Source organism: Citrobacter sp. MGH104 (assembly GCF_001034485.1).
In the GTDB taxonomy this organism is placed as follows: domain Bacteria; phylum Pseudomonadota; class Gammaproteobacteria; order Enterobacterales; family Enterobacteriaceae; genus Citrobacter; species Citrobacter freundii.
Genome location: NZ_KQ089818.1, coordinates 159,709 through 184,179, shown reverse-complemented (window position 1 = coordinate 184,179; position 24,471 = coordinate 159,709). Strand labels below are relative to the sequence as shown.

General features: G+C 49.2%; 24 protein-coding genes. 10 read left to right on the top strand and 14 right to left on the bottom strand.

Translation table 11 applies throughout. From position 1 onward, the window contains the following. Positions 1-12 precede the first annotated feature (12 nt). Entirely contained in the window at positions 13-297 is a 285-nt protein-coding gene (locus SK34_RS00810) for a Rho-binding antiterminator (RefSeq protein ID WP_048232113.1), read from the top strand. On the opposite strand, the gene SK34_RS00805 is transcribed toward SK34_RS00810, so the two are convergent. Next, positions 294-1,064, bottom strand: coding sequence for a DeoR/GlpR family DNA-binding transcription regulator (locus SK34_RS00805; RefSeq protein ID WP_003843948.1), 771 nt, complete (start codon positions 1,062-1,064; stop codon positions 294-296). The genes SK34_RS00810 and SK34_RS00805 overlap by 4 nt on opposite strands. 120 nt (positions 1,065-1,184) lie before the next feature. Between SK34_RS00805 and SK34_RS00800 the strand changes: the two genes are divergently transcribed. Both SK34_RS00800 and SK34_RS00795 read left to right on the top strand, forming a co-directional pair. Next, positions 1,185-1,568 (top strand): VOC family protein, encoded by a 384-nt coding sequence (locus SK34_RS00800; protein WP_046670747.1) that lies wholly within the window; start codon positions 1,185-1,187, stop codon positions 1,566-1,568. A 172-nt stretch (positions 1,569-1,740) separates the two neighbouring features. Continuing rightward, a complete protein-coding gene (locus SK34_RS00795) occupies positions 1,741-2,250 on the top strand; it encodes a zinc-binding dehydrogenase (protein ID WP_003843945.1) in 510 nt (169 codons plus the stop codon). Between the two features lie 36 nt (positions 2,251-2,286). Here the strand turns inward: SK34_RS00795 and SK34_RS00790 are convergent, their stop codons facing one another. Further along, positions 2,287-3,318: a mechanosensitive ion channel family protein gene (locus SK34_RS00790; protein ID WP_003843943.1), complete on the bottom strand. Its 1,032-nt coding sequence runs from the start codon at positions 3,316-3,318 to the stop codon at positions 2,287-2,289. Between the two features lie 244 nt (positions 3,319-3,562). Between SK34_RS00790 and SK34_RS00785 the strand changes: the two genes are divergently transcribed. Next, a complete protein-coding gene (locus tag SK34_RS00785) occupies positions 3,563-3,823 on the top strand; it encodes a DUF2534 family protein (protein WP_003020403.1) in 261 nt (86 codons plus the stop codon). 48 nt (positions 3,824-3,871) lie between these two features. On the opposite strand, the gene uspE is transcribed toward SK34_RS00785, so the two are convergent. The 3 genes from uspE to ogt form a co-directional block, all read right to left on the bottom strand. Then, positions 3,872-4,822, bottom strand: coding sequence for a universal stress protein UspE (uspE, locus tag SK34_RS00780; protein ID WP_003840808.1), 951 nt, complete (start codon positions 4,820-4,822; stop codon positions 3,872-3,874). A 151-nt stretch (positions 4,823-4,973) separates the two neighbouring features. Further along, the gene (gene fnr / locus SK34_RS00775) at positions 4,974-5,726 is read right to left on the bottom strand and encodes a fumarate/nitrate reduction transcriptional regulator Fnr (RefSeq protein WP_003020397.1); all 753 of its coding nucleotides are present in this window, start codon (positions 5,724-5,726) and stop codon (positions 4,974-4,976) included. 194 nt (positions 5,727-5,920) lie between these two features. Next, a complete protein-coding gene (gene ogt / locus SK34_RS00770) occupies positions 5,921-6,436 on the bottom strand; it encodes a methylated-DNA--[protein]-cysteine S-methyltransferase (protein WP_003020394.1) in 516 nt (171 codons plus the stop codon). A 225-nt stretch (positions 6,437-6,661) separates the two neighbouring features. Between ogt and smrA the strand changes: the two genes are divergently transcribed. Then, positions 6,662-7,225, top strand: a complete 564-nt coding sequence (smrA, locus tag SK34_RS00765; protein ID WP_003843940.1) for a DNA endonuclease SmrA — start codon at positions 6,662-6,664, stop codon at positions 7,223-7,225. Positions 7,226-7,237: 12 nt separating this feature from the next. Here smrA and SK34_RS00760 read toward each other — a convergent pair whose 3' ends face one another. Together SK34_RS00760 and SK34_RS00755 are read right to left on the bottom strand one after the other, a co-directional pair. Next, positions 7,238-8,470: a GGDEF domain-containing protein gene (locus tag SK34_RS00760; protein WP_003843938.1), complete on the bottom strand. Its 1,233-nt coding sequence runs from the start codon at positions 8,468-8,470 to the stop codon at positions 7,238-7,240. A gap of 67 nt (positions 8,471-8,537) precedes the next feature. Beyond that, on the bottom strand, positions 8,538-10,652 hold the full coding sequence (locus SK34_RS00755; RefSeq protein ID WP_003843936.1) for a putative bifunctional diguanylate cyclase/phosphodiesterase: 2,115 nt from the start codon (positions 10,650-10,652) through the stop codon (positions 8,538-8,540). Positions 10,653-11,063: 411 nt separating this feature from the next. Between SK34_RS00755 and SK34_RS00750 the strand changes: the two genes are divergently transcribed. The 4 genes from SK34_RS00750 to dbpA all read left to right on the top strand — a co-directional run bounded on the left by SK34_RS00750 (position 11,064) and on the right by dbpA (position 15,156). Continuing rightward, the gene (locus SK34_RS00750; RefSeq protein WP_016150306.1) at positions 11,064-12,173 is read left to right on the top strand and encodes a methyl-accepting chemotaxis protein; all 1,110 of its coding nucleotides are present in this window, start codon (positions 11,064-11,066) and stop codon (positions 12,171-12,173) included. A 154-nt stretch (positions 12,174-12,327) separates the two neighbouring features. After that, positions 12,328-13,311 carry a zinc transporter ZntB gene (gene zntB / locus SK34_RS00745; RefSeq protein ID WP_003020379.1) on the top strand — a complete coding sequence of 328 codons (984 nt, stop codon included), beginning with the start codon at positions 12,328-12,330 and terminating at the stop codon, positions 13,309-13,311. 275 nt (positions 13,312-13,586) lie between these two features. Further along, a complete protein-coding gene (gene ynaL, locus SK34_RS25085; protein WP_085951593.1) occupies positions 13,587-13,754 on the top strand; it encodes a proline-rich small protein YnaL in 168 nt (55 codons plus the stop codon). Between the two features lie 28 nt (positions 13,755-13,782). Further along, complete coding sequence (gene dbpA, locus SK34_RS00740; protein WP_048232112.1) at positions 13,783-15,156, top strand: ATP-dependent RNA helicase DbpA; 1,374 nt, start codon at positions 13,783-13,785, stop codon at positions 15,154-15,156. A 93-nt stretch (positions 15,157-15,249) separates the two neighbouring features. On the opposite strand, the gene ttcA is transcribed toward dbpA, so the two are convergent. From ttcA to nifJ, 5 genes are all read right to left on the bottom strand, one after another. Further along, complete coding sequence (gene ttcA, locus SK34_RS00735; RefSeq protein WP_003833209.1) at positions 15,250-16,185, bottom strand: tRNA 2-thiocytidine(32) synthetase TtcA; 936 nt, start codon at positions 16,183-16,185, stop codon at positions 15,250-15,252. A gap of 198 nt (positions 16,186-16,383) precedes the next feature. Next, positions 16,384-16,818: a universal stress protein UspF gene (uspF, locus tag SK34_RS00730; protein WP_003020369.1), complete on the bottom strand. Its 435-nt coding sequence runs from the start codon at positions 16,816-16,818 to the stop codon at positions 16,384-16,386. A gap of 81 nt (positions 16,819-16,899) precedes the next feature. Further along, entirely contained in the window at positions 16,900-17,112 is a 213-nt protein-coding gene (locus SK34_RS00725; protein WP_003020366.1) for a KTSC domain-containing protein, read from the bottom strand. A 145-nt stretch (positions 17,113-17,257) separates the two neighbouring features. Then, positions 17,258-18,388, bottom strand: a complete 1,131-nt coding sequence (ompC, locus tag SK34_RS00720) for a porin OmpC (RefSeq protein ID WP_044710856.1) — start codon at positions 18,386-18,388, stop codon at positions 17,258-17,260. A gap of 366 nt (positions 18,389-18,754) precedes the next feature. Beyond that, positions 18,755-22,279, bottom strand: coding sequence for a pyruvate:ferredoxin (flavodoxin) oxidoreductase (gene nifJ, locus SK34_RS00715; protein WP_048232111.1), 3,525 nt, complete (start codon positions 22,277-22,279; stop codon positions 18,755-18,757). A 274-nt stretch (positions 22,280-22,553) separates the two neighbouring features. Here nifJ and SK34_RS00710 point away from each other — a divergent pair, with 274 nt between their 5' ends. Then, positions 22,554-22,820: a putative hemolysin gene (locus SK34_RS00710; RefSeq protein ID WP_003020360.1), complete on the top strand. Its 267-nt coding sequence runs from the start codon at positions 22,554-22,556 to the stop codon at positions 22,818-22,820. A 13-nt stretch (positions 22,821-22,833) separates the two neighbouring features. On the opposite strand, the gene hslJ is transcribed toward SK34_RS00710, so the two are convergent. Further along, positions 22,834-23,253 (bottom strand): heat shock protein HslJ, encoded by a 420-nt coding sequence (hslJ, locus tag SK34_RS00705; protein WP_003840829.1) that lies wholly within the window; start codon positions 23,251-23,253, stop codon positions 22,834-22,836. A 112-nt stretch (positions 23,254-23,365) separates the two neighbouring features. Then, positions 23,366-24,355, bottom strand: coding sequence for a 2-hydroxyacid dehydrogenase (locus tag SK34_RS00700; protein WP_003020354.1), 990 nt, complete (start codon positions 24,353-24,355; stop codon positions 23,366-23,368). Positions 24,356-24,471: the final 116 nt, after the last annotated feature.

Below are 24,471 nucleotides of genomic sequence, written 5' to 3'. Positions count from 1 at the left end.
GAAGGTAACGCGATGAAAACGACCGAAGAGTATCACCCGATAGATTGCGATCTTCATGATTATCTGGAAATCGCCTGCATGTACCACTATTGGTTGCGCATTGAACTAACGGATGGCACATGTTTTGATGCTAAAGCGTTGACGACGTGTACCACCGTGGAAAAAGAAGAATTTCTGGTAGTGAGGCAATCTGAAAATCAGCAAAAAATCCGTCTGGATTGTCTGTCAGCTATCACCGCGCTGACGCCAGGAGCGACGTTTAGCACAGTAAGTTTTCAGAGAGCCTGCCGCGGTTAGACGGTATAAATCCGAATGTCGTGCGCCTGGAATGCTGTGGCGTACTCTTTGCTGATGTTGTCCTCTACAACAATCACATCAATATTGCTGCTTTCGGTAACGACATATCGGGCGACGGCTGGGATTTTTTCAGCGGTTAGCGCGACGATAGTTTCATTACATTGTTTGATCACCGCTTTTTTGAACTCACAATCCGCGTAATCAAACCCCGTTAAGCCGGATTCAGGCGACATCGCACAGCCGCCAATAAATCCCTGATCGAATAAAATGTCCTGCACTTGTGCGATGGCGGAAGCTCCCACACACCCGCCAGAAGATCGCTGTACCGCGCCGCCCAGCATAATGACCTCAAACAGCGGTTTTTTTAGCAAAACGGCGGCAATCTCCGGTGAATTTGTCACCACGGTTAGCGCCAGTTCGGCGGGCAGAGCTTCTGCCATCGCCAGATTGGTGCTACCCGTGTCGATAAAAATACAGCTTCCGGATTTGACCAGTCTGGCACATCGCTGCGCGATGTTGCTCTTTTTGGCCACATTAATACCCTTGCGCACGGCAATGTCTTCGGATTCAGGGAGTGCAATTACCGCGCCACCATAGACCTTCTTGCACACGCCATCTTTGCTCAATTCATGCAAGTCACGACGAATTGTATGTTCAGAAACACCTAATCGGTTCGCGAGTTCAGAACAAATGACTCTGCCGTTTTCTTGCAGGATCTGATAGATAAGCGCCTGGCGCTGTTCCGGGAATGCGGCGTAATCGAGCATAGATACTCCAGGTAAAATAAACATCGAGCAATAAAGTGCATGATCGTGCATTATGATTAACGATGTCAACATCCCTTACAGGGACCGTACTATTCTGGATACAACGGAAAGAGGTAAGCTATGAAAATTGCGCATATGGCGTTATGGACACAGAATCTCGAGCAGCAAGCTCGCTTCTGGGTCTCATTTTTTGACGGTAAGATCAACGAGAAATACTGCAGTAAAACCAACCCTGGGTTTGAATCTTATTTTGTCAAAATTGGCGAGGATATTGCAATTGAGTTAATGACCAAACCGGGTCTTGTCGGGCAGCAACCTGACAATAATCGTTGCGGATGGGTACACCTCGCCATTTCTGTTGGCGGCAATGAAAATGTTGATGCCGTTGCAATGCAAGCGCAGAAACAGGGGATATTAGTCTCAGGTCCGCGCACTACGGGCGATGGTTATTACGAAGCGGTGATAAAAGATCCTGACGGCAATTTAATCGAGATTGTGGCGTAAGCCATCAATCAGTAACCTGCAAATAAAGAGTACCTGCTGCTTATTATTGATGAGCCCAGCTCATAAGTTTGTCTTTCTTTTCCTCTCTAATCACCGACACGTCGAGTCTCTATAATTTTACTGTTTTCAGCCCCCGGTGGTGCAATGTTGCCACCGCTCTGGAGAGTCGAATATGCAATACCAACTGGATGCGGGACTCACGCTCAACAAACTTGCAAATGCACTGGGCGCGGAAGTTACGCTGTTTACGCGTTCACCGGGCAAAGAAGCTGATGCCAGACGTTTGGGTGCCAGTCATGTTGTGCTTTCCACTGACAGTGAGCAGATGAAAGCGACAGCGAATCAGTTTGATCTGATTATCGATACTGTGCCCTACGTTCATGACCTGAACCCGTATATCCCAACCCTGGCACTAAGCGGTACGCTGGTGCTGGTTGGTTATCTCGGTGCGTTGGATCCGTTTCTGAATACGGTTCCCCTGATCCTTGGACGTAGGTCTGTGGCGGGTTCAGTTATCGGCGGTATTGCCGAAACGCAAGAGATGCTCGATTTTTGTGGTCAGCATGGTATTACCGCCGATGTCGAAGTGATCAATATTCAGGATATTAATCATGCCTGGCAGCGGATGTTGAAAAGCGATGTGAAATACCGCTTTGTAATTGATATTGCCTCATTGAAATAAGTACAAAAAAGACGCGGATTTCCGCGTCTTTTTTTGTTAGTGTGTCGACGGCGATGCTTCAGGATTATCCATATACAGCGTCTGGCTGGGGAACGCAAAGTCGGCGCCATTTGCCTGGACTATCGTGATAATCTTTAAATAAACGTCTTGCTGTACCGCGAGCCATTCCTTCCAGACGGTGGTTTTCGTGAAGCAATACACCATGATATTCAACGATGAATCGGCAAATTCATTAAAATAGACCAACAGAGTTTGTTTCTGGTCTATTCCTGGATGGTTTTGCAGCATTTCTCTGACCGACTCGACAACAGCACCGACTTTATCGGCATCCTCATATCGTAACCCGATCACCGTTTTAATACGCCGGTTGGTCATGCGCCCTGGATTTTCTACGCTGATGGAGGAGAAAATCGAGTTTGGCACATACAACGGACGATGGTCGAAGGTGTTTATTTTAGTCATTCGCCAGCCAATTTCGGCCACTGTGCCTTCAATATTGCGGTCCGGGGAGCGGATCCAGTCGCCGATGCTAAACGGTCTGTCGAAATAGAGCATAATGCCTGAGAAGAAGTTGCTCAGAATATCTTTCCCCGCCATACCCACAGCGATACCGCCAATGCCGCCAAAGGTTAACAGGCCGGATAAGCTCATACCGAAGTGTTCGCCATACAGTAAAATGATGGCAACCACGATGGTAATTTTGATGATACGCGACAGGATCCTCGCGCTGGTGATATCTCTGCCTTTATTAATCTGCGTCTTTTCAAACTGATTAATCACCAGAAAAAGTTTGATGGTCAGGATTAACGCAATCAATGAGGTGCAGATAAAGTCGACCACGCTGGGGGAGATAAATTTCAGGCTGTAACTTTCGATAACGTTATTAGCAATGCTGCCAAACGTCCCAATGATAATGGCATAGACAAAAAATTGTGCGGCATGAAATATGAATCCTTTGCAGCGACGCTCTCCACGATGATACCAGACACTCATCAGGACCAGCGCGGCACAGCAGCTGAGAATTACCGTCAAATTAAACGCATTATTCATAAACAGTTCAGCGATCATGATTCTTCCTGGCAACTCCATGTTATCTAAATATCATCTGACATCTTAATCCCCGGATATTTTACTCAGTTAGGGTGGTCAGATCATTAATCAAAAGGAGAGATAAATAATGCAATCAGCATTATTTTCAGCGAAATAGTGCTGACGTCAACCCTGTATGCGGTTTATGTAGCAGACAGTCAGTTGATGTCATGGTATTGTTAGCGCAAAGTAACAAGGTTTTCATCTGCAAAAGGACAGTACTATGATCATGGCTAAGCTGAAAACAGCGAAGGGACGGAAATTTTTGTTGTGCCTGCTTGGAGTGTTTATTATCGCAGCGTCGGTCGTGACGCGCGCGACGATCGGCGGCGTTATTGAACAGTATGATATTCCGCTATCCGACTGGACCGCTTCAATGTATGCCATTCAATCTGCAATGATTTGTGTCTACAGCATGGTGTTTACGATTCTGTTGGCTATCCCGCTTGGTATCTATTTTCTCGGCGGCGAGGAGCAACACTAGGCGTTTAAAATGCCGGATGATATCGCCATCCGGCATTTTATTATGTGGTTAATCGTCTTCTTCGTCGTCCAGTTCAACTGGCGTCTGATATTCATCTGGCTTGATGACCAGCAGGTCACAGCGTAGATGATCGATAACCTGTTCCGCGGTATTACCAAGGAACGCGGCAGAAATACCGGTACGTCCGACGGTCCCCAATACCACAATACCTGCCTGTAAGTGCTCGGCTAAATCAGGAATGACCTCTTCAGGTAAGCCTTTTTCAACGTGCGTCACTTTCTCATCAATACTGAATTTCTGGCGTAGCGCCTTCATGGCCAGTAGATGCTGTCCACGGATTGCGTCGTTATAAACGCTGGGATCAAATTCAGGCAGTTCAATCGCGATGTTGATTGGCGTAACAGGGTAGGCGCCTACCAGATGCACTTCGGTATGGTTAACCTGTTCTGCAAGCTGTAGCGTCTCTTTGACCAGTTTTTCATTGAGCGCGTTGTGATAAGCCTCTTCACTGGCGAGGTTTACTGCAACCAGTGCTTTACCCCCTTCAGGCCATGGCTGGTCTTTCACCATCCATACCGGACTTGGACATTTACGCAATAAATGCCAGTCGGTTGGTGTAAATATTACGGCTTCGAGGCGGTCGTGTTGGTGCGCCATCTTGAGGACCAGGTCATGCTTGGCGCTGATGACTTCCTGGATGATGGCTTCAAAGGGTCGGTTATGCCAGACCACTTTAATCTCCAGAGGAATCCCTGCTTCGATATAGTATTTCGCTTGTTCACGTATCCATGCAGTTCGCTGGCTGATAACCCCCTGACGCATTGCCGTACGCTCATCGGGCGACAGCAGGGTAGTCATCTCATAGGAAAAGTCATAGATCGGCAAAAAGGCTTTAATTTTGCCACCAATCCGTTGATGCAAATAAACAGCTCGCCGTAATGCTGGTTGATCGTCCTGGTTCGGGTCGATGACGACCAGCATATTTTTATACATAGCCATACAGGGTCTCCTTACAACTGTCATCGCAGTTTGTAACTAAAAGAGTAACCCAATAATGTGGTTTGAAACAGGGAATAACCTCCTGCCAGATCAATAAATCGGGATAATTTAGCGATTTGACAGAAGGATAACAGAGAGGCTTGCGGAAAGATTACGCAACGTTACGCGTATGGCCAGCAAGAACTGCCAGCGCGTCGCTATTCTCAATAGTGATGTATTTGCCTTTCACCGCCAGCATACCGCTTTTCTGGAAACGACCCAGCAGGCGGCTGATGGTTTCAACCGTCAGACCGAGGTAGTTACCGATGTCGCCACGGGTCATGGTCAGGCGGAATTCACGAGGCGAGAATCCACGCTGGGCAAAGCGACGAGACAAATTGTAGATAAAGGCCGCCAGGCGCTCTTCAGCGTTTTTCTTCGACAACAACAGGATCATATCCTGGTCGCCTTTGATTTCGCCACTCATCAGACGCATCATCTGCTGACGCAGATTTGGCATTTTGCCGGACAGGTCATCAAGGGTTTCGAAAGGAATTTCGCATACCATCGAGGTTTCCAGCGCCTGAGCAAAGCTCGGGTGATGTCCGCTGCCAATCGCGTCAAAACCGACCAGATCGCCCGCCAGATGGAAGCCAGTAATCTGCTCATCGCCTTGTTCGGTAATGGTATAGCTTTTAATCGTTCCGGAGCGGATAGCATAGAGTGATTTAAGCTCATCACCTGCTTTAAAGAGCGTCTGCCCCTTTTGGATAGGCTTTTTGCGCTCGATGATGTTATCGAGCTGGTCAAGCTCATGCTCGTTAAGTGTGAACGGGATGCAAAGCTGGCTGATGCTGCAATCCTGGCAATGGATAGCACAACCGCCAGACTGAATGCGCCGTATAATTCGCTTTTCCGGGATCATAGGTCTGCTCAAGCCGTAATTGATATTTGTCAATTTTAACATCTTTTTGGTGAGCACGTAAGCCTGAGCTACTCCCAAGAGAGAATAATTCAAGCATAACTGGAGTGAATATTTGTATCTGCTTGATTAACCACAATTAATTTGGGATCGCATTATGCGGAAGTGTGATGGATAAGGCATTAATTGCCTGGAATCTAGAGTAGCAAATAACCTTCGTGACGCAATAACCACTCTTTTCGTTGTACGCCACCGGCATATCCGGTCATGGTGCCGTTACGTCCAATGACGCGATGACAGGGGACCACAATGCTTACTGGATTGGAGCCATTAGCTGCGCCGACGGCTCTTGCAGCACCGGGGCGTCCCAACTGTTCGGCCAGTTGACCATAATGCATGACCTGCCCGCAGGGGATAGTGCGTAACGCTTGCCAGACTTCACGCTGGAAAGGCGTCCCAGCGGTTGCCGTTTCCAGCGTGTCAATGATGCTGAGGTTTCCGGCAAAATACTCAGCGAGTTTGTCGCTTAATCCACCTGGGTTTTTGGCGGTAATGCGCTGATAACCTTCTGTGCGGTAATGAATATCCAGCAATTGTTCCATGCGATCGCTGTGCTGATCCCATTCCACTGCGCGCAGGCGAAATTGCTCATCACAAATAACCCACAGCGGGCCCAGCGGCGTGTCGATGGTGTCTTCCAGTAAGTTAAGCATCCGTTTCTCTCATTACAGCATTCAGGCGAGGCTACACATTATCACGCCAGTGACCGTCGCAGCTATACCTCTAAAAATGGATATCAACTTGTCGTGAGTAGATCGGTTCAGCGCGACGGATCCGGTTAATTATTGGAAATAACCGTAAACCGTTACCGGTATAGTTGTCGGTATAATAGTGCGCGGTTATGATAATGCCCGTCGCAATACGCTGGAGGATGAAACATGAACCTTGATGATGCATCGTTGTTTCTTGACGCTATGGGGGATGTTCAACCGCTGAAAAGCCATACCGATGTACACTGGCAGCCCATGCGTAATCTTCGCACTCCGGCGCGTATCGATACGCTTCAACTGGATAATTTTCTCTCGACAGGATTTCTCGATATTGTCCCGTTAAGTGTGCCGCTCGAGTTTCGTCGCGAAGGTTTACAGAACGGTGTGACTGACAAGCTGCGAAACGGAAAATATCCGCAGCAGGCGAGTCTTAATCTTATTCGCCAACCTGTTGAAACATGTCGTCAGATGCTCTTTAGCTTTATTCTGCAGGCGCAGCAAGAAGGGTTGCGTAATGTGCTGGTGATACACGGCAAGGGACGTGACGATAATTCTCATGCCAATATCATTCGCAGCTACGTAGCGCGCTGGTTGACGGAATTTGACGACGTGCAAGCATATTGCGCCGCACTGCCGCATCACGGCGGCAGCGGGGCATGCTATGTGGCATTGCGTAAAACCGCGCAGGCAAAACAGGATAACTGGGAGCGTCACGCTAAACGTAGTCGCTGAACGACGTAAACATCAGGCGGCCAGCACTCTGTTCCTGCCTTCGTTTTTGGCTTTGTACAACGCGTCGTCAACACGTTTGAATAACTCATCGATACTTTCATTTGTTTCGTGCCGTGCTACACCAATGCTGACGGTAAAGCGGGGAAGGCCAGGGAGAGTCACCTTTGCCACTGTCGCACGGATCACTTCTGCGAGATTGAGAGCGACATCCAGCGACGTTCGTGGCAGGAGCAGCACAAATTCTTCACCACCCCAGCGAAAAATAAGATCGTCTTTTCGCGCACAGGATTCCAGGGTACGTGCCAGAGCACACAGCACTTCGTCGCCTTTTAAATGGCCAAACAGATCGTTAATGCTTTTAAAGCGATCCGTATCGATCAACAACAGGCTGTAGTCCTGCGTCAATGATATCGCATGCGTCTGTTCCGGTTCGGTTACCTGATAAAAATGTCGGCGGTTAAGTAATCCCGTTAAAACATCTCGCAGGGCCGCACGCTCCAGCTCCTGTTCCAGCCGCTTTTGTTCGGTAATGTCATGAATAATGCACAACATCAGTTTATTACCGTAAATTTCGATCGGTCCGGCGTAGGTTTGCACATGACGGGAAGTCCCATCAGCCAGTTTATGGACAAAATGCAAAGGTTTATGGCCGCCGGGCAGATGGGCGATTTCATGCATCACTGGAAGTATATGGCGGCCCAGCATATTGATTTCCCATGTATGTTTCTGACACATCACATCATGAGTGTATCCATAAAAATTGAGCGCACTGAGGTTTGCATCCACGATCAACCCATCGCGTGACGGATCAATAAGTAACATTGGCGCGGAATTAGTCTGGAAGAAGCGCGCATAAAATCCCTGTTTTTTCCGCTGATAGGTTGCTGAACGGCTCGCTTTCAGACCCTGTGCAGCAGGCGTCTCAATGCCTTCGAAAAGGATGACTTCACCCATGCCAGGCAGGGGTTTAATGGAAAGGCGACTTGCCATCGCAATCTCTTCACCGTCGCGGTAAACCGTGAGAATTTCCACTACATGGTGATGATTTCGCAAGTCGCTGAGATACATGGTTAAGTCATTTTGAGCATGCGTTGAAAATGTTCCCTTGCGGAGCGGGGAAAAACAGAGACCCTGCATTAGCTCCCGTGCAACGTTATTAGCGAACACCAGCTCTTCGGTATGTGGCAAAACAATCCACACCGGAAAGGTTAATAAATCCAGTGAATGCAGCTCGGTTGTGCTCATCGATAATCCCGTTATCTTTATCTGCTGTGTTGCCTGTTAAATGGCGAATATTTTTAGATATTACGTCTCACAATGTTATTGATTGTCGGTGAGACAAGGGGTGTACAACTGGCTTTTGCTTGATACTGTTTTCTTGTTGTATCAGTTCATGAATCTTATGTGCTGGCAGCGGTTTTGCAAACAAGAAACCTTGCAGCATGCTACACCCCATCTGAGTAAGGAGTATTTCCTGTTCCTGGGTTTCTATTCCTTCTGCCACCACACGCATATTCATGGAGTGAGCTATGTCAATAATGGTAGACACAATTTTTGTGTTTTTGCTGTTCTCGCTGATATCTTTGACAAATATCCTGTCAATTTTTAATTCGCGCGCCGGAAGAGACTTCAGCATCAATATATTTGAATAACCTGTACCGAAATCATCAATAGATACGGTGATCCCCAAAGCAGAAAAAGCATTCAGGACTTCCACACTGCGTTTCAAATTTTTAAGGGCGGTGCTTTCAGTGAGTTCCAGCGTGAGGCAGGCAGGTGACAGTTGATACTGCGCCAGGGCATTACAAACAACATCAATAATATCATGCTGTTCAAACTGGGCGGGTGAGAGGTTAACGGCGAGCGTCCATTCTGTATTTCCCTGTAATTTCCATTGATGCAACTGCAGGCATGCCTGCTGGATAACCCATTTCCCAACGGGAATAATCAGGCCCGTATCTTCCAACGCAGAAAGAAATTCGGCTGGCAGCAGCATGCCGCGTTCCGGATGATGCCAGCGTAATAATGCTTCAAAACCGGTCAGGGAATGATCTCCAGCGGTATATTTAGGCTGATACCATAGCTCAAACTGGTTGCGTTCAAGTGCTTGCGACAATTCTTGTAAAAATGTCGGCGGTGTATCCGCGATAGCTTCCATTTCCGGATGATAAATAGCCCAGCCGTTTCTGCCCGCCTGTTTGACATGATACATCGCCATATCGGCCTTCACTTTTAGCTCATGCAGCGTTGAGCCATGCTCAGGGTAAATACTGCTCCCCGCACTTAACGAAACCCGAATGGTATGTCCGAACAAGGTAAAGGGTTCACCGATCACATCGGCAATCCGCGTCAGCAGGGCGGAGATATCCTGCTGGTTGCAGTCTGGAACCAGCAGGATAAATTCATCGCCCCCCAGTCTTGCCAGCGTCATTGAGTTATCAAGGCAAGTGAAGATTCGCTGTGTACTGGCTATCAGTAGCTGATCGCCAATGTGATGTCCCCAGGTATCGTTAACGACTTTAAAACGATCGAGGTCAATAAATACCAACGCGAAATGCTGCTGATGCAGTTTAGAATGCCGCAGGCAGGCCAGTAAGCAGGTGTCTATTTGCGTACGATTAGCGAGACCGGTCAGCGCGTCGAAGTGAACCTGATGCTCAAGCTGGCAGTTCAACTGATGCAGATTGTCAGCCAGTCGGGAGGTACGGAGTTGCGAATCCACCATCGAAACCACCAGCATGATCCCCAAAATAACAAGCGTGACGGCGCAGACCCAGATAGAAAGTTCCAGCGTGCTGAGACCATCGTGCGCAGTGTGTCCAAAATGGGTGAACGTAGCTGCTCCCATACCGGTGTAATGCATAGAGGCTATTGCCAGCGCCATAATAAAGGCAGCAATAAGCCGATTTATTAGCGCTCGACGGCTATTTTGGCGTAAGTGAAAGGCCAGCCACAAACCCACGCCAGACGCAGCGACGGCAATAATCACGGAGAGTAGGATCAGCGAGCGATCCCAGGTTATAGCCACATGTTCGATAACGGCATACATACCAACGTAGTGCATTGTAACAACACCGGCACTTAATATGCTGGTAGCAATGAGCAGGCGTTTTGTTGATAGCGTATTACCAGAAATGGCGATATTGATGGCGACTGTCGCAGAAATGAGCGCAATAAAGAACGAAAACGCGGTGAGGGATAAATGGTAATTTATTGGCATACTCATTTTCATGGCCAGCATACCGATAAAATGCATCGACCAGATCCCCATACCCAGCGTAGCGCCGCCAGAGAGTCGCCAGAAGGTAGATTCACGTCTGCTGGAAATTGCCACTTTGCCCGCGCTGTCGAGAGCAATAAAGGAGGCAATAAACGCGACAATAAAGGAAATCCCAATCAATACAGGGTCCCACGACACGTGCAACATCTTACTACCTATCAAAAAAAAGACGTGATGATAAATTTAGCAGGTTTTGTCCAGTTAACCTGATAAAACCTGGGATGTTCTTGTGTTTTTACAATGACTATTAGAGGGAAGGGGCAAACATCGAAAATGATAGACCTTTACTTATACAAATATTCATCAGATTTATAATTCTGTGCATTTTATGCACACGGCGTGCTTGCCATCACAATAATCTAACGACAAGCACCAGCATCATTCTTTGCAGGATAAAACACCTGGTTAATGTAAACTAATAGTGTAATTACCTGTCTTAAGTGAAAGGATTGCAGACTCTCATTGAAAGTTCGTCTTTCGTCTCCGCGTTATGGAAATCTGCATTGCAGATGCTATAAAAAATAATATCCACGTTATTTCTTAGCGCACAGGACTAAAATGTTAAATGATATTAGCGTCAGAACCTTTATTATTTTATTTCTGCTCATTACGGCGGTCGCTCTCAATGTTTTTGAAATAATATTTTCCGCTCCCCCGGTAATTATCATTGGAACTAATTTGGTCAGTTTTACTTCTATATTATGTTTGTGGTGGTACATGACGAAATATTTGGTCGTGCCAATTAATACGGTTAAAAGAAGCATTGAGGAGGTAACCTCCGGGAATCTGGCGATTAGTATTCCAGAGTTTGGCAATAACTGTGCGGGGAGATTAATACCGGGCATTAATAGTTTATCAAGTAATATCTCAACACTCGTTAATGAGATCAGAACATCTTCACAAACGGCGATGGCGCTCTCTGAACAGCTCGCGGAACGCAGCGCTGAGTTATCAGTAAAAACAGAGCAGCAATCCGGAGCATTAATGCAAACGGCTGCCAACATGGATGAAATAGCGGTCAGCACGCGTAACAATGCAGAGAATACGCAAATGGCGAGTGCTAAGGCCAATATTGCAACACTATCTGCCCGGCAGGGCGGTGATTTAATGGTGCAGGTCGCAACCAATATGCAGTCGATCACCGAGTGCGCCCAGCAGATGACAGAAATTATTACCCTGATAGATGGTATTGCATTCCAGACAAATATTCTGGCATTGAATGCCGCCGTAGAAGCGGCGAGAGCGGGAGAACATGGCAAAGGTTTTTCCGTGGTGGCCGGAGAGGTACGAATGCTCGCGCACCGTAGCGCAGATGCCGCTAAGAATATTAAACATCTGATTGCCCAAACTCATGAAAACGTTCAGCAAGGTGCGGCTATTGTGCGTGAAGCTGAAAAAAATATGCAGGATATTGTTGGTGGTGCCGGGCAATTAAACCAACTGATGGGCGAGATATTAACCACTACGCAGGAGCAGGAGAAAGGGATCATCAGTATTACTCATGCGCTCGCGGAACTGGAAAACGTTACCCAGAGTAACGCCATTATGGTGGATGAACTGTCTGACTCTTCGGATATTCTGAAAAATCAAGTGACTGACCTCCAGTCGCGAACGCACAAGTTTCGCTTAAGTCACGCTTTTGAATCTGAGAGACGCCAGCGGGCTTAACAGGGTACCTCGCAACAAGCGCCACATTTGTCGGCGCTTTTTTTGTTATCAGATACTTTTATGAGTCATTTCAGCACAATGGGACAATGAGATATTGCTTAACATATTCTGACGGCTAGACTAACGAAAAAAGCTGAATGTTTGTGGAGGCGCTGTGGAAGCCATTAAGGGAACGGATGTTAATGTGCCGGATGCCGTGTTTGCCTGGCTGTTGGATGGGCGTGGTGGGGTGAAACCACTGGAAGATAACGATGTTATCGACACTCAGCATCCCTGCTGGCTGCATCTTAATTATACTCATCCTGAAAGTGCGCAATGGCTGGCGACAACGCCCTTACTTCCCAATAACGTGCGTGATGCGCTGGCGGGTGAAAGCACGCGCCCGCGTGTCAGCAGGGTAGGAGAAGGTACGTTAATCACGCTGCGCTGTATCAACGGCAGCACCGACGAGCGGCCTGACCAACTGGTAGCGATGCGTTTATATATGGATGAACGTCTGATTGTCTCAACGCGTCAGCGCAAAGTGCTGGCACTGGATGATGTGGTCAGCGACCTCCAGGAAGGTACAGGGCCGGCTGATTGTGGCGGTTGGCTGGTGGATGTTTGTGATGCGCTGACCGATCATGCCAGCGAATTTATCGAACAGTTGCACGACAAAATTATCGATCTGGAAGATAACCTGCTCGATCAGCAGATCCCGCCGCGTGGCTTCCTGGCATTACTGCGTAAGCAGTTAATTGTGATGCGCCGTTATATGGCGCCACAGCGTGATGTCTATGCCCGGCTGGCGAGCGAACGGTTGTCCTGGATGACTGACGACCATCGGCGACGGATGCAGGATATCGCTGACAGGCTGGGGAGAGGGCTGGATGAAATCGATGCCTGTATTGCCAGAACCGGTATCATGGCGGATGAAATTGCGCAGGTGATGCAGGAGTCTCTGGCTCGCCGAACGTATACAATGTCATTGATGGCAATGGTTTTTCTTCCCAGCACATTCTTAACCGGGCTTTTCGGCGTTAACCTCGGCGGTATCCCCGGCGGTGGTTGGCAGTTCGGTTTCTCACTTTTTTGTATTCTGTTAGTGGTCCTGATTGGTGGTGTTACTTTATGGTTGCATCGTAGTAAATGGTTGTAACAACAACGTTTTTTAGTGACTTTTGCGCATGAAAACGTCCTGAATTTTGAGCGAGGTCAATAAACCATCTACCTATTCGGGGCAATATCTCTCTCGCAGGTGAATGCAACGTCAAGCGATGGGCGTTGCGCTCCATATTGTCTTACTTCCTTTTTTGAATTACTGCATAGCACAATTGATTCGTACGACGCCGACTTAGATTAGTCGGCTTTTTTTTGCCTGCAGGAAATCAGCGTCTACCCTAAAAGAGTCAACCTGAATGACTGGAGGAGTATATGACCTGTCTGATTGCAACTGCGCACACGGATTCGCTCCCGACTGACCCGGTTCCCATTCCCGATCCCATTCCTCGTCCGCAGCCAATGCCGGATCCGCCGCCGGATGAAGAACCTATTAAATTGTCGCATCGTGGGCGTAGATCTGCGAGGATACGCGCCTGCTGAATGTGAGTTTTTACCGCGAGATTAAATTGTGACCGCTTTTTCAACCCTGAATGTTTTACCTGCTGCTCAACTCGAGAACCTTAACGAGCTGGGTTATCTTGAAATGACGCCTGTTCAGGCTGCCGCATTACCGGCAATCCTGGCGGGGAAAGATGTTCGCGTGCAGGCTAAAACCGGCAGTGGCAAAACGGCTGCTTTTGGTCTTGGGCTATTACAGCATATTGATGCCGCGCTGTTTCAGACGCAGTCTCTGGTGCTGTGCCCAACCCGAGAGCTTGCCGACCAGGTGGCGGGTGAACTGCGTCGTTTAGCGCGCTTTCTGCCAAACACCAAGATCTTAACGCTATGCGGTGGGCAGCCCTTTGGTGCACAGCGTGACTCTCTGCAGCATGCACCTCATATTATTGTCGCCACGCCGGGGCGTTTACTCGACCACCTGCAAAAAGGCACCGTTTCTCTGGAAGCCCTGAATACGCTGGTTATGGATGAAGCCGACCGTATGCTGGATATGGGCTTTAGCGATGCGATTGATGATGTCATTCGCTTTGCACCAGCTTCTCGCCAGACCTTGCTGTTTTCTGCGACCTGGCCGGAAGCCATTGCCGCCATCAGTGGCCGGGTGCAACAAAATCCATTAACCATTGAAATTGATACGGTCGATGCGTTACCGGCGATTGAACAGCAGTTTTTCGAAACCTCCAGCCACGGAAAAATTCCGCTGCTGCAAAAATTGCTCAGCCAGCATCAGCCTGCTTCATGCGTCGTTTTTTGCAACACCAAAAAAGACTGTCAGGCCGTGTGTGACGCATTGAATGAGGCGGGGCAAAGCGCACTTTCACTGCATGGAGATCTTGAACAGCGCGATCGCGACCAGACGCTGGTGCGTTTTGCCAACGGCAGCGCACGCGTTCTGGTTGCCACCGATGTGGCCGCACGTGGCCTGGATATTAAATCACTCGAACTGGTGGTTAACTTCGAGCTGGCGTGGGATCCGGAGGTTCATGTCCATCGTATCGGACGTACCGCGCGAGCCGGTAACAGCGGTCTGGCGATTAGTTTCTGTGCGCCGGAAGAAGCACAGCGTGCCAATATTCTTTCTGAAATGCTGCAATTGAAGCTGAACTGGCTGCCAGCGCCAGCTAACGTGTCAATCCTGCCGCTGGAAGCAGAGATGGCGACGTTATGCATTGATGGTGGCAAAAAGGCTAAAATGCGTCCTGGTGATGTTCTGGGGGCTCTGACCGGTGATATTGGCCTGGATGGCGCCGATATCGGCAAAATTGCCGTTCATCCGGCACACGTCTATGTCGCCGTTCGCCAGAACATAGCGCCCAAGGCGTGGAAACAATTGCAAAACGGTAAGATTAAAGGCAAGACTTGCCGAGTTCGTTTATTGAAATAAATACCCATTGGAGTGCCTGATGGTGCTCCGCTTACCAGGCCTACAACGGGTATATGCTCGTTGTAGGCCTGATAAGACGTTTACATAATCGCCTTACTTCACTTCCACCACGTTCAGGCGTAACTCATCCAGTTGAGCATCATCTTCTTCTGGCTGCCAGCCCGCAGGCTGCAGCGGGATCTCTTCACGATCGAACGCTAAATCACCGCCGTCCACAACCTCTGAACCGTGTTTAATGCCTTTAAAATCGAACAGATTGATATCGCTCAGATGTGAAGGCACAACGTTCTGCATCGCACTGAACATGGTTTCAATCCGACCTGGATAGCGTTTGTCCCAGTCACGCAGCATGTCAGCAATGACCTGACGCTGCAGGTTAGGCTGTGAGCCGCACAGATTGCACGGAATAATCGGGAAACCTTTCGCTTCGGAGAAGCGCTCGATATCTTTCTCACGGCAGTAAGCCAGCGGACGGATCACGATGTGCTTACCGTCATCACTCATCAGCTTCGGCGGCATACCTTTCATTTTTCCGCCGTAGAACATGTTTAAAAACAGCGTTTGCAGGATGTCGTCGCGATGGTGGCCGAGCGCAATCTTGGTGGCACCTAACTCGGTTGCCGTACGGTACAGAATGCCGCGACGCAGGCGAGAGCAGAGCGAGCAGGTCGTTTTGCCTTCAGGGATTTTGTCTTTGACGATCCCGTAAGTGTTTTCTTCAACAATCTTGTACTCAACGCCCAGCTGTTCCAGATACTCCGGCAGAATGTGCTCTGGGAAGCCGGGTTGTTTTTGATCGAGGTTAACCGCAACCAAGGAAAAACTGATCGGGGCGCTTTGCTGCAAATTACGCAGGATCTCCAGCATGGTATAGCTGTCTTTCCCGCCGGAAAGACACACCATAATGCGATCGCCGTCTTCGATCATATTGAAGTCGGCAATGGCTTCGCCCACGTTACGACGCAGACGTTTTTGCAATTTGTTCAGGTTGTATTGTTCTTTCTTGCTAATATCTTGATTTTGCGACATTTAATAGAGGCTCAATTCATAGTGTGGCATCAGAAGAGTATGCATCACGCCGGATAGTCCGGCAAAAGAAGTCTGATATAAAAACTGTGGCGTGTATGGTACGGATAAGCGGGAAAAATGTCAGCACATTTAGGACAGGAATCGTGGGGTATAAGTGGTAGAAACAAAAAGCCCGCAGCGATGTGCGGGCCTGAAAGCTTAGCGGACTACCAGTACCGAACACTCCGCATGACGCACTACTGCTGCGGCGTTAGAGCCCAGCAGGTAGGTGGTGATGTCAGGTCGGTGTGAGGCAATAATGACCATATCAGCCGGTAATTTTTTGGCGATCTCCAGAATCTTATCTTTCGGCGCACCTTCTGCGACATGAATGTGCACTCTGTCCGTTGGGATATTGAACTTCTTGATAATCTCTTCCAGTTGAGATTTTGCTTCGGCTTTCAGATCGTCCATGGCCGGTAACTCTGCCGAGTAGGCCAGTCCCAGAGAAGCGTAATAGGGCAGTGACGGAATTACGGTCAGAAAATGGACCTGCGCATCGTCAATTTTGGCCTCTGCTTCAACATGGGCAATAACGCGTTGAGTTAATTCTGAGTCTGAAATATCGATGGGTACAAGAATCGTTCTGTTCATAAAACCTCCTGTTTAAGTATCCACCTAAAGCTTACCGCGTAATGGCACTTTATGTACAATGACAAAGATCACATTTTGGCATCACTTTATTTTGATTTCAGGAAACTTGCCTTTTATTACGCCGTCGTAAAATCGACCTTTCGAGACCACGCTCAGGAAATCACGAAAAATACGGGCAGGGACAGGCTGATATTGCAGGGTAGCCAATTGGTGAAAGCGAATTTCCAGCGTGTGAGAGGATTCGTCATAGCCGACGGATGCAATACGGGATGATTTTACAGGATGATGATTCATTGCAGGTATCCTCTACTACAGGTCTTAATGCAAGATATCATCTATCAGAGAGATGTTTTAACGCAACAGATATAATGTTTTGATTTGGATAAAACAGAATTGTTAGAACATAAAGAGAGCCCGCTGTTGCCAGCGGGCTGAGGGATTAGAACTGGTAAACCAGACCTAATGCAACTACGTCATCAGTAGAGATGTTGTTACGAGTGTAGAAGCTGTCGTCTTCGTCCAGCAGGTTGATTTTGTAATCAACATAGGTGGACATGTTTTTGTTGAAGTAGTAGGTAGCGCCGATATCAGCATATTTAACCAGGTCTTTGTCACCGTCGGTAGCGTTCAGGTCTTTACCTTTAGACATCAGGAAAGACACAGCCGGACGCAGACCGAAGTCGAACTGGTACTGTGCAGTGACTTCGAAGTTCTGGGTTTTGTTGGCTACGCCGCTGTCGCCGTACGGAGTCATGTTACGGGTTTCGGAGTACATGGTTGCCAGATAGATGTTGTTGGCATCGTATTTCAGGCCGGTAGTCCATGCGTCAGCGGTATCACCGCCAGCAACGTTGCCGCCAGCTTTACCTGCGTTAACCTGCTCGTTAGTACGGTCAGAAGTGGAGTATGCCGCACCGAAGCTCACGCCCATACCCAGATCGTAGGTAGAGGAGATACCGAAGCCGTCGCCGTTAGAGTTCTGAACGTTACGGTCGCCACCGTTACCGTTACCGGTACCTTCCTGCTCATCACCCGCTTGTTCGTTTGCGCCCTGATACTGCAGTGCAAAGTTCAGACCGTTCACCAGACCGAAGAAGTCAGTGTTACGGTAGGTTGCTACGCCGTTAGCACGGCCGGTCATAAAGTTATCAGCATAGGTGTAGGAGTCACCGCCGAACTCAGGCAGCATATCGGTCCAGCCTTCTACGTCGTACAGTACGCCGTAGTTACGGCCGTAGTCGAATGAGCCGTAGTCGCCGAATTTCAGACCGGCAAAGGCCAGACGAGTGAAATTATTGTTGCGGTTGCCTTCAGTGGTGTTGGCATTGACCTGATATTCCCACTGACCGTAACCGGTGAGCATATCGTTGATCTGAGTTTCGCCTTTGAAGCCGCCACGAACATAAGTCTGATCGCCATCTTTGTTGGCATCATCAGAGAAATAACGCAGGCCGTCTACTTTACCGTAGAGATCTAATTTGTTGCCGTCTTTATTATATACTTCAGCAGCGTGAGCAGCGCCTGCAGCCAGCAGGGCAGGAATTACGAGAGCCAGTACTTTTCTGTTCATTGAAATAATCCTTTAGTTTTTTTATTAACCTGTGACTACCCATGTAGGGAGTAAAAGCATGCTAAAGGAGAAGTTCCGTAAAGAGATAAATATGAATTGTTACGCCTTAAGTAAAACCTTAAATAAATAATTCTACGGAAATGATGATAATTGCGATGAATGTGTTGCGTGAAAATATATAAAATAAAAATTATACAATTGAATTTTGTTGGGCTATTCTGCGCGTGTTATATGCCTTTATTGTCACGTTTTATTTTTCGTTGGTATATTGATGGTAATTATTAATTAGCCAGCGAATAAATTGACAAGCCCGAACAACTGTTCGGGCTTTTTTTTTGGTTCCAGGCAAATACTGAGATAAATGTATTACTCGGCACCGCTCTTTTCTGCTTTACCTGCCAGTTGGGCCAGGAAGTCGTAGCGTTTTTGCAGATCGGCGGCGGCGTCTTTCCACAGCTGCTCAGCAACTTCTGGCTGTTGGGCATTCAGGCGGCGGAAGCGCTGCTCGTTAAGCAATGTTTCGGCCAGCGCGTCTGACGGTGGGCGAGAGTCCAGCGCCAGCGGCAATTTACCTTCATCTGCACGACGCGGATCAAAGCGGTACAGCGGCCAGAATCCGGTCGCCGTCAGCTGGCGCATCTGATCGTGGCTTAGCGCGAGATCGTAACCGTGCTCCTCACATGGGCTATAGGCGATAATCAGCGACGGACCCGGATAGGCTTCTGCTTCCTGAATCGCTTTCACCGTCTGGTTCAACTGTGCGCCCAGAGAGATCTGTGCAACATACACGTGCCCGTACATCATCATACTGACGCCAAGATCTTTACGCGCCTTGCGCTTGCCGTGTTCGCCAAATTTGGTGACAGCCCCGAGCGGTGTGGCTTTCGACGCTTGTCCACCCGTGTTGGAGTAACATTGAGTATCCAGCACCAGAATATTGACGTTCTCGGTCAGACTCAGGACGTGATCCAGACCGCCAAAACCAATATCGTAAGCCCAGCCGTCGCCGCCAATCAGCCAGATGGATTTCTCGACCAACGCGTCGGCATCGGTTAACAGCTGCTGTGCGCCTTCGACATCTTTCAGGTGCTGGCGCAGCGCGGCAACTTGTTCACGGCGTACTTCTGGCGTCGCTTCAGCGCGCAGGGCGTCATTCAGTTCAGCCGGAATGTTATCGGCAAACTGTTCCAATAAACGCATAACGCGCACACGGTGCTGATCCACCGTCAGACGGAAGCCCAGACCGAACTCGGCGTTATCCTCAAACAGTGAGTTTGCCCACGCTGGCCCACGACCGTTAGCGTCGGTGGTATACGGCGTTGAGGGCAGGTTACCGCCATAAATCGATGAACAGCCGGTCGCATTGGCGATCAGCATGCGGTCGCCGTACAGCTGCGTAAGCAGTTTGATATACGGTGTTTCACCACAGCCCGAGCAGGCGCCGGAATATTCAAACAGCGGCGTTATCAACTGTGAGGTACGAATATCAATGCGTTCCAGTTTAGTGCGGTCTATTTCCGGCAGATTGAGGAAGAAGTCGTAGTTAACTTTTTCTTCTTCAACATGCTCAAGGCGCGACATCATATTGATGGCCTTGATCTCCGGATTCTGCCTGTCTTTCGCCGGGCACACTTCGACGCACAGATTACAACCGGTGCAATCCTCAGGCGCAACCTGCAGGACATATTTCTGACCGCGCATATCGCGTGATTTCACATCCAGAGAATGCAGGCTGGCAGGGGCGTTTTCCATCGCTTCTGGTGAAACCACTTTGGCGCGGATTGCCGAGTGCGGGCAAGCGGCAACGCAGTGGTTACACTGGGTACACAGCTCTTCCTTCCAGATGGGGATCTCTTCGGCGATATTGCGTTTTTCCCAACGCGTGGTGCCCATTGGCCAGGTGCCGTCTGGCGGCAGCGCGGATACGGGAAGAGCATCACCCAGACCGGCGAGCATTGCCGCGGTAACGGTTTTCACGAAATCCGGCGCGGCATCAGAAACCACCGGTGGGCGGTTAGCGCTGTGCGGGTCAACTGGCTGGAGTGCCACTTCGGCGACGGATTCACGCGCCAGAGCCAGCGCCTGCCAGTTACGTTCAACCAGATCCTGACCTTTACTGCTATAGCTTTTCGCAATCGCACCCTGCAATTCAACCAACGCGCTGTCGCCGGGTAAGATTTGCGTCAAATGGAAGAATGCCATTTGCATAACGGTGTTAATACGCGCTGCCAGACCGCATTCGCGAGCGATTTTGGCCGCATTAATCACGTAGAAACGGGCCTTCTTCTGATTCAGTACTGCCTGAACTTCCTGCGGCAAACGCGCCCAGACTTCATCCACGTTGTAAGGAGTATTAAGCAGGAAGATCCCGCCTGGTTTCAGGCGCTCGGCCATCTGATACTTATCGATAAATTGCAGTTGGTGACAGCCAACAAAATCGGCTTGTGAAACCAGATACGCTGATCGAATAGGCTGCTCGCTGACGCGCAGGTGAGAAACCGTCAGACCGCCTGCTTTTTTCGAGTCATACACGAAATAACCCTGCGCATACCACGGCGTCGAGTTACCGATAATCTTGATATTATTTTTGGTGGCCGACACGCTGCCGTCACTGCCCAGACCGTAGAACAGCGCTTCGAGCTTCGCGGTACCGGGCAGGGTGCTTTCCGGTAGCGGTAGTGACAGGTTGGTGACATCATCATAGATACCAACCGTAAAGCGAGGTTTCGGCTTCGCGCTACTCAGCTCAGTAAAGACCGCCATGACGCAGTCCGGGCCAAACTCTTTGGAAGAAAGGCCATAACGCCCGCCAATTACGCGCGGTAGGGTTTCCCGCTCGCCGCAGTTAAAGGCTTCCGCCAGCGCGGTCATTACATCCAGATACAGCGGTTCTGCCTGAGCACCCGGCTCTTTAGTGCGATCCAGAACGGCGATGCTGCGTACGGTTTCCGGCAGGGCGCGCAGTAAATGTTTGGCAGAGAATGGGCGGAACAGCCGAACTTTCAGGACGCCAACTTTCTCTCCACGAGCAAGTAACTCTTCGACGACTTCTTCGCAGGTACCAATTGCAGAACCCATCAAGATAATGACACGTTCCGCCTGTGGATGACCGTAATACTCAAAGGGTTGATACTGGCGGCCCGTCGCCGCGGCGAAGTCGTTCATCGCCTGTTCGACGTTTTCGTAAACCGCGTTGTACCAGGGGTTTGTCGCTTCACGCGACTGGAAGTAGGTATCCGGGTTCGCAGATGTCCCGCGAATAACGGGATGTTCAGGGTTTAGCGCGCGGGCACGATGCGCATCAATTTCAGCTTGCGGCATCAGGCTGAGGATCGTGTCATCGGCCAGCGGCACAATTTTATTGATTTCATGCGATGTGCGGAAACCATCAAAGAAATGAATAAACGGAACCCGACTTTTCAGAGTGGCCATTTGTGAAATGAGCGCAAAGTCCTGTGCTTCCTGTACGCTGCTGGCACACAGCATCGCGCACCCTGTCTGGCGCACTGCCATTACGTCGGAATGGTCACCGAAGATAGACAGCGCATGAGTAGCAATGGTACGCGCGGCAACGTGCAGCACAAATGGCGTCAACTGACCGGCCAGTTTGTACAGCGTTGGGATCATCAGCAACAGGCCCTGCGATGAGGTAAACGACGTAGAGAGCGCACCGGTCTGCAATGCACCGTGAACGGTCGCGATTGCGCCGCCTTCTGACTGCATTTCTACGACGCGAGGGGTATCTCCCCAGACGTTTTTAAGCCCGTTTCCGGCCCAGGCATCCGCCTGTTCAGCCATCGTCGAACTGGGCGTAATCGGGTAGATGGCGATAACTTCGCTGGTACGAAATGCGACTGAAGCAACCGCACCATTACCGTCAATTGTGATCATACTGACACCCTTACATTGCGCAAAAAGAGGGACTCGCGTAACTGCGGCGAATCCTGTAGTTATCTTTCTATTTTAGCAAAAGCGCTAAAGACAGATTTTCGCTTTTGTGTCCTGGGAATAATCAGAATGAATGGTTTGATCAAAGGAGTAGCTAAAAAATTGCCAGAAAATGTAAACAGCACGCATAAATGCGCATTTTGCCTCTCGACGGCAATGTTTCCGCTGCCTATTATTTATGGCTGTGTCGTTTGGTTAATTTTCAGAGGGGAGTAAGATGCGCGCAGCGTTTTGGGTAGGGTGTGCCGCGTTATTATTATCGGCGTGCAGCAGTGAACCTGTTCAGCAGGCAACCGCCGCTCATGTCGCACCGGGGATGAAGGCCGCAATGTCCAGTTCTGGAGAGGCAAATTGCGCCATGATTGGAGGTTCGCTCTCCGTGGCACGCCAACTGGATGGTTCTGCCATCGGCATGTGTGCATTACCTAACGGCAAACGCTGTAGTGAGCAGTCGCTTGCCGCCGGAAGCTGTGGGAATTATTGAGCCACTGCTTTTATTACATTAAATCTGCCAGTTTAAACGTCAACGTTTGTTCTGCTGTAGCCAGTGTTAACTGGTCAGCAGTCAGATCAACCTGTGCGCCTTGCTTAAACATCTCGCTGACGATGCCGTCGAGCGCGTTAAGCTGTGGATCGGCGCACATCATGCGCGTCATTGCCATGTCTTTCACTTTTAATTCACCGTCGGACAGCTTGCCCTGACCATGGAACTGATTACACATTTTTCCCGACACCGTCATATTTTCACCGAAACTTAATTCAGGTGGGTTATTGGCGACGGTTACCGGCTTGCCATTGACGCTCTGCAAAACGAAGCGGTGATGCTGCAACTGTTCGCGATTGACGGACACTTTTCCATTGCTCACACAGCCAGCCATCAACATGCTGAGCGCAATCAACGTGACAACTTTCTTCATTCTATTTCTCTGGGTTTGTGACGGGAATACATTCAATATAATAATGATACTGAGTGTTTTATCATCGGTGATTGTCTGAAAATGCTCCCCTGAATCCAGGGGAGCACGGAAATCAGAAGAGGGCGTTTGGACAGGTTTCGCCTTTGGAGATTTGAGCCAGATTCTGTAGCGTAGTCTCAGAAATGCTGGTTAACGCTTCGGCGGTCAGGAACGCCTGATGCCCGGTAAACAGCACGTTATGACAGGCCGACAGGCGACGGAACACATCATCCTGAATCACGTCATTGGATTTATCTTCAAAGAACAGATCGCGTTCGTTTTCATACACGTCCATACCCAGAGAACCAATTTTCTGGTTTTTCAGCGCATCAATAGCGGCTTGCGAGTCGATCAATGCACCACGACTGGTGTTAATAACCATCACGCCGTTTTTCATTTGCTCAAAGGCTTCATGATTGAGCAGATGATAATTCTCCGGTGTTAACGGGCAGTGCAGAGAGATGACATCGGACTCGGCAAATAGCGTTTTAAGATCGACATATTCAACGCCTAACTCCAGCGCAGCAGCGCTTGGGTAGGGATCAAACGCCAGCAGGCGCATACCAAAACCTTTCAGGATCCGCAGGGCCGCAATACCGATTTTACCGGTACCGATCACCCCAGCCGTTTTGCCATACATGGTAAAGCCGGTCAGCCCTTCAAGAGAGAAGTTGGCATCACGGGTACGCTGATAAGCGCGGTGAATGCGGCGATTCAGCGTCATCATCATGCCAATCGCATGCTCAGCGACGGCTTCCGGTGAATAGGCTGGCACACGTACGACCTGCATACCCAGCTCTTTTGCAGCGTCGAGATCGACGTTGTTGAACCCGGCGCAACGTAGCGCGATATATTTCACGCCATGCTTTTTCAGCTCTTCCAGAACAGGGCGGCTACCATCGTCGTTGACGAAAATGCACACGGCTTCGCAGCCATGGGCGGTTTTGGCTGTTTTTTCCGTCAACAGAAAGTCAAAGAATTCAAGTTCAAAACCAAAAGCCTCGTTAACCTGCTGCAGATACTTCTTGTCGTACTGTTTTGTACTATAGATGGCGAGTTTCATAAGACTTTCTCCAGTGATTTTGACGTCACATTAATCCAATTCAAATTATTTTACAAAATATAAAAAGTTATTGATAGTCATAGACGTAATGAATAATTCCAACGTATATCTGGTTA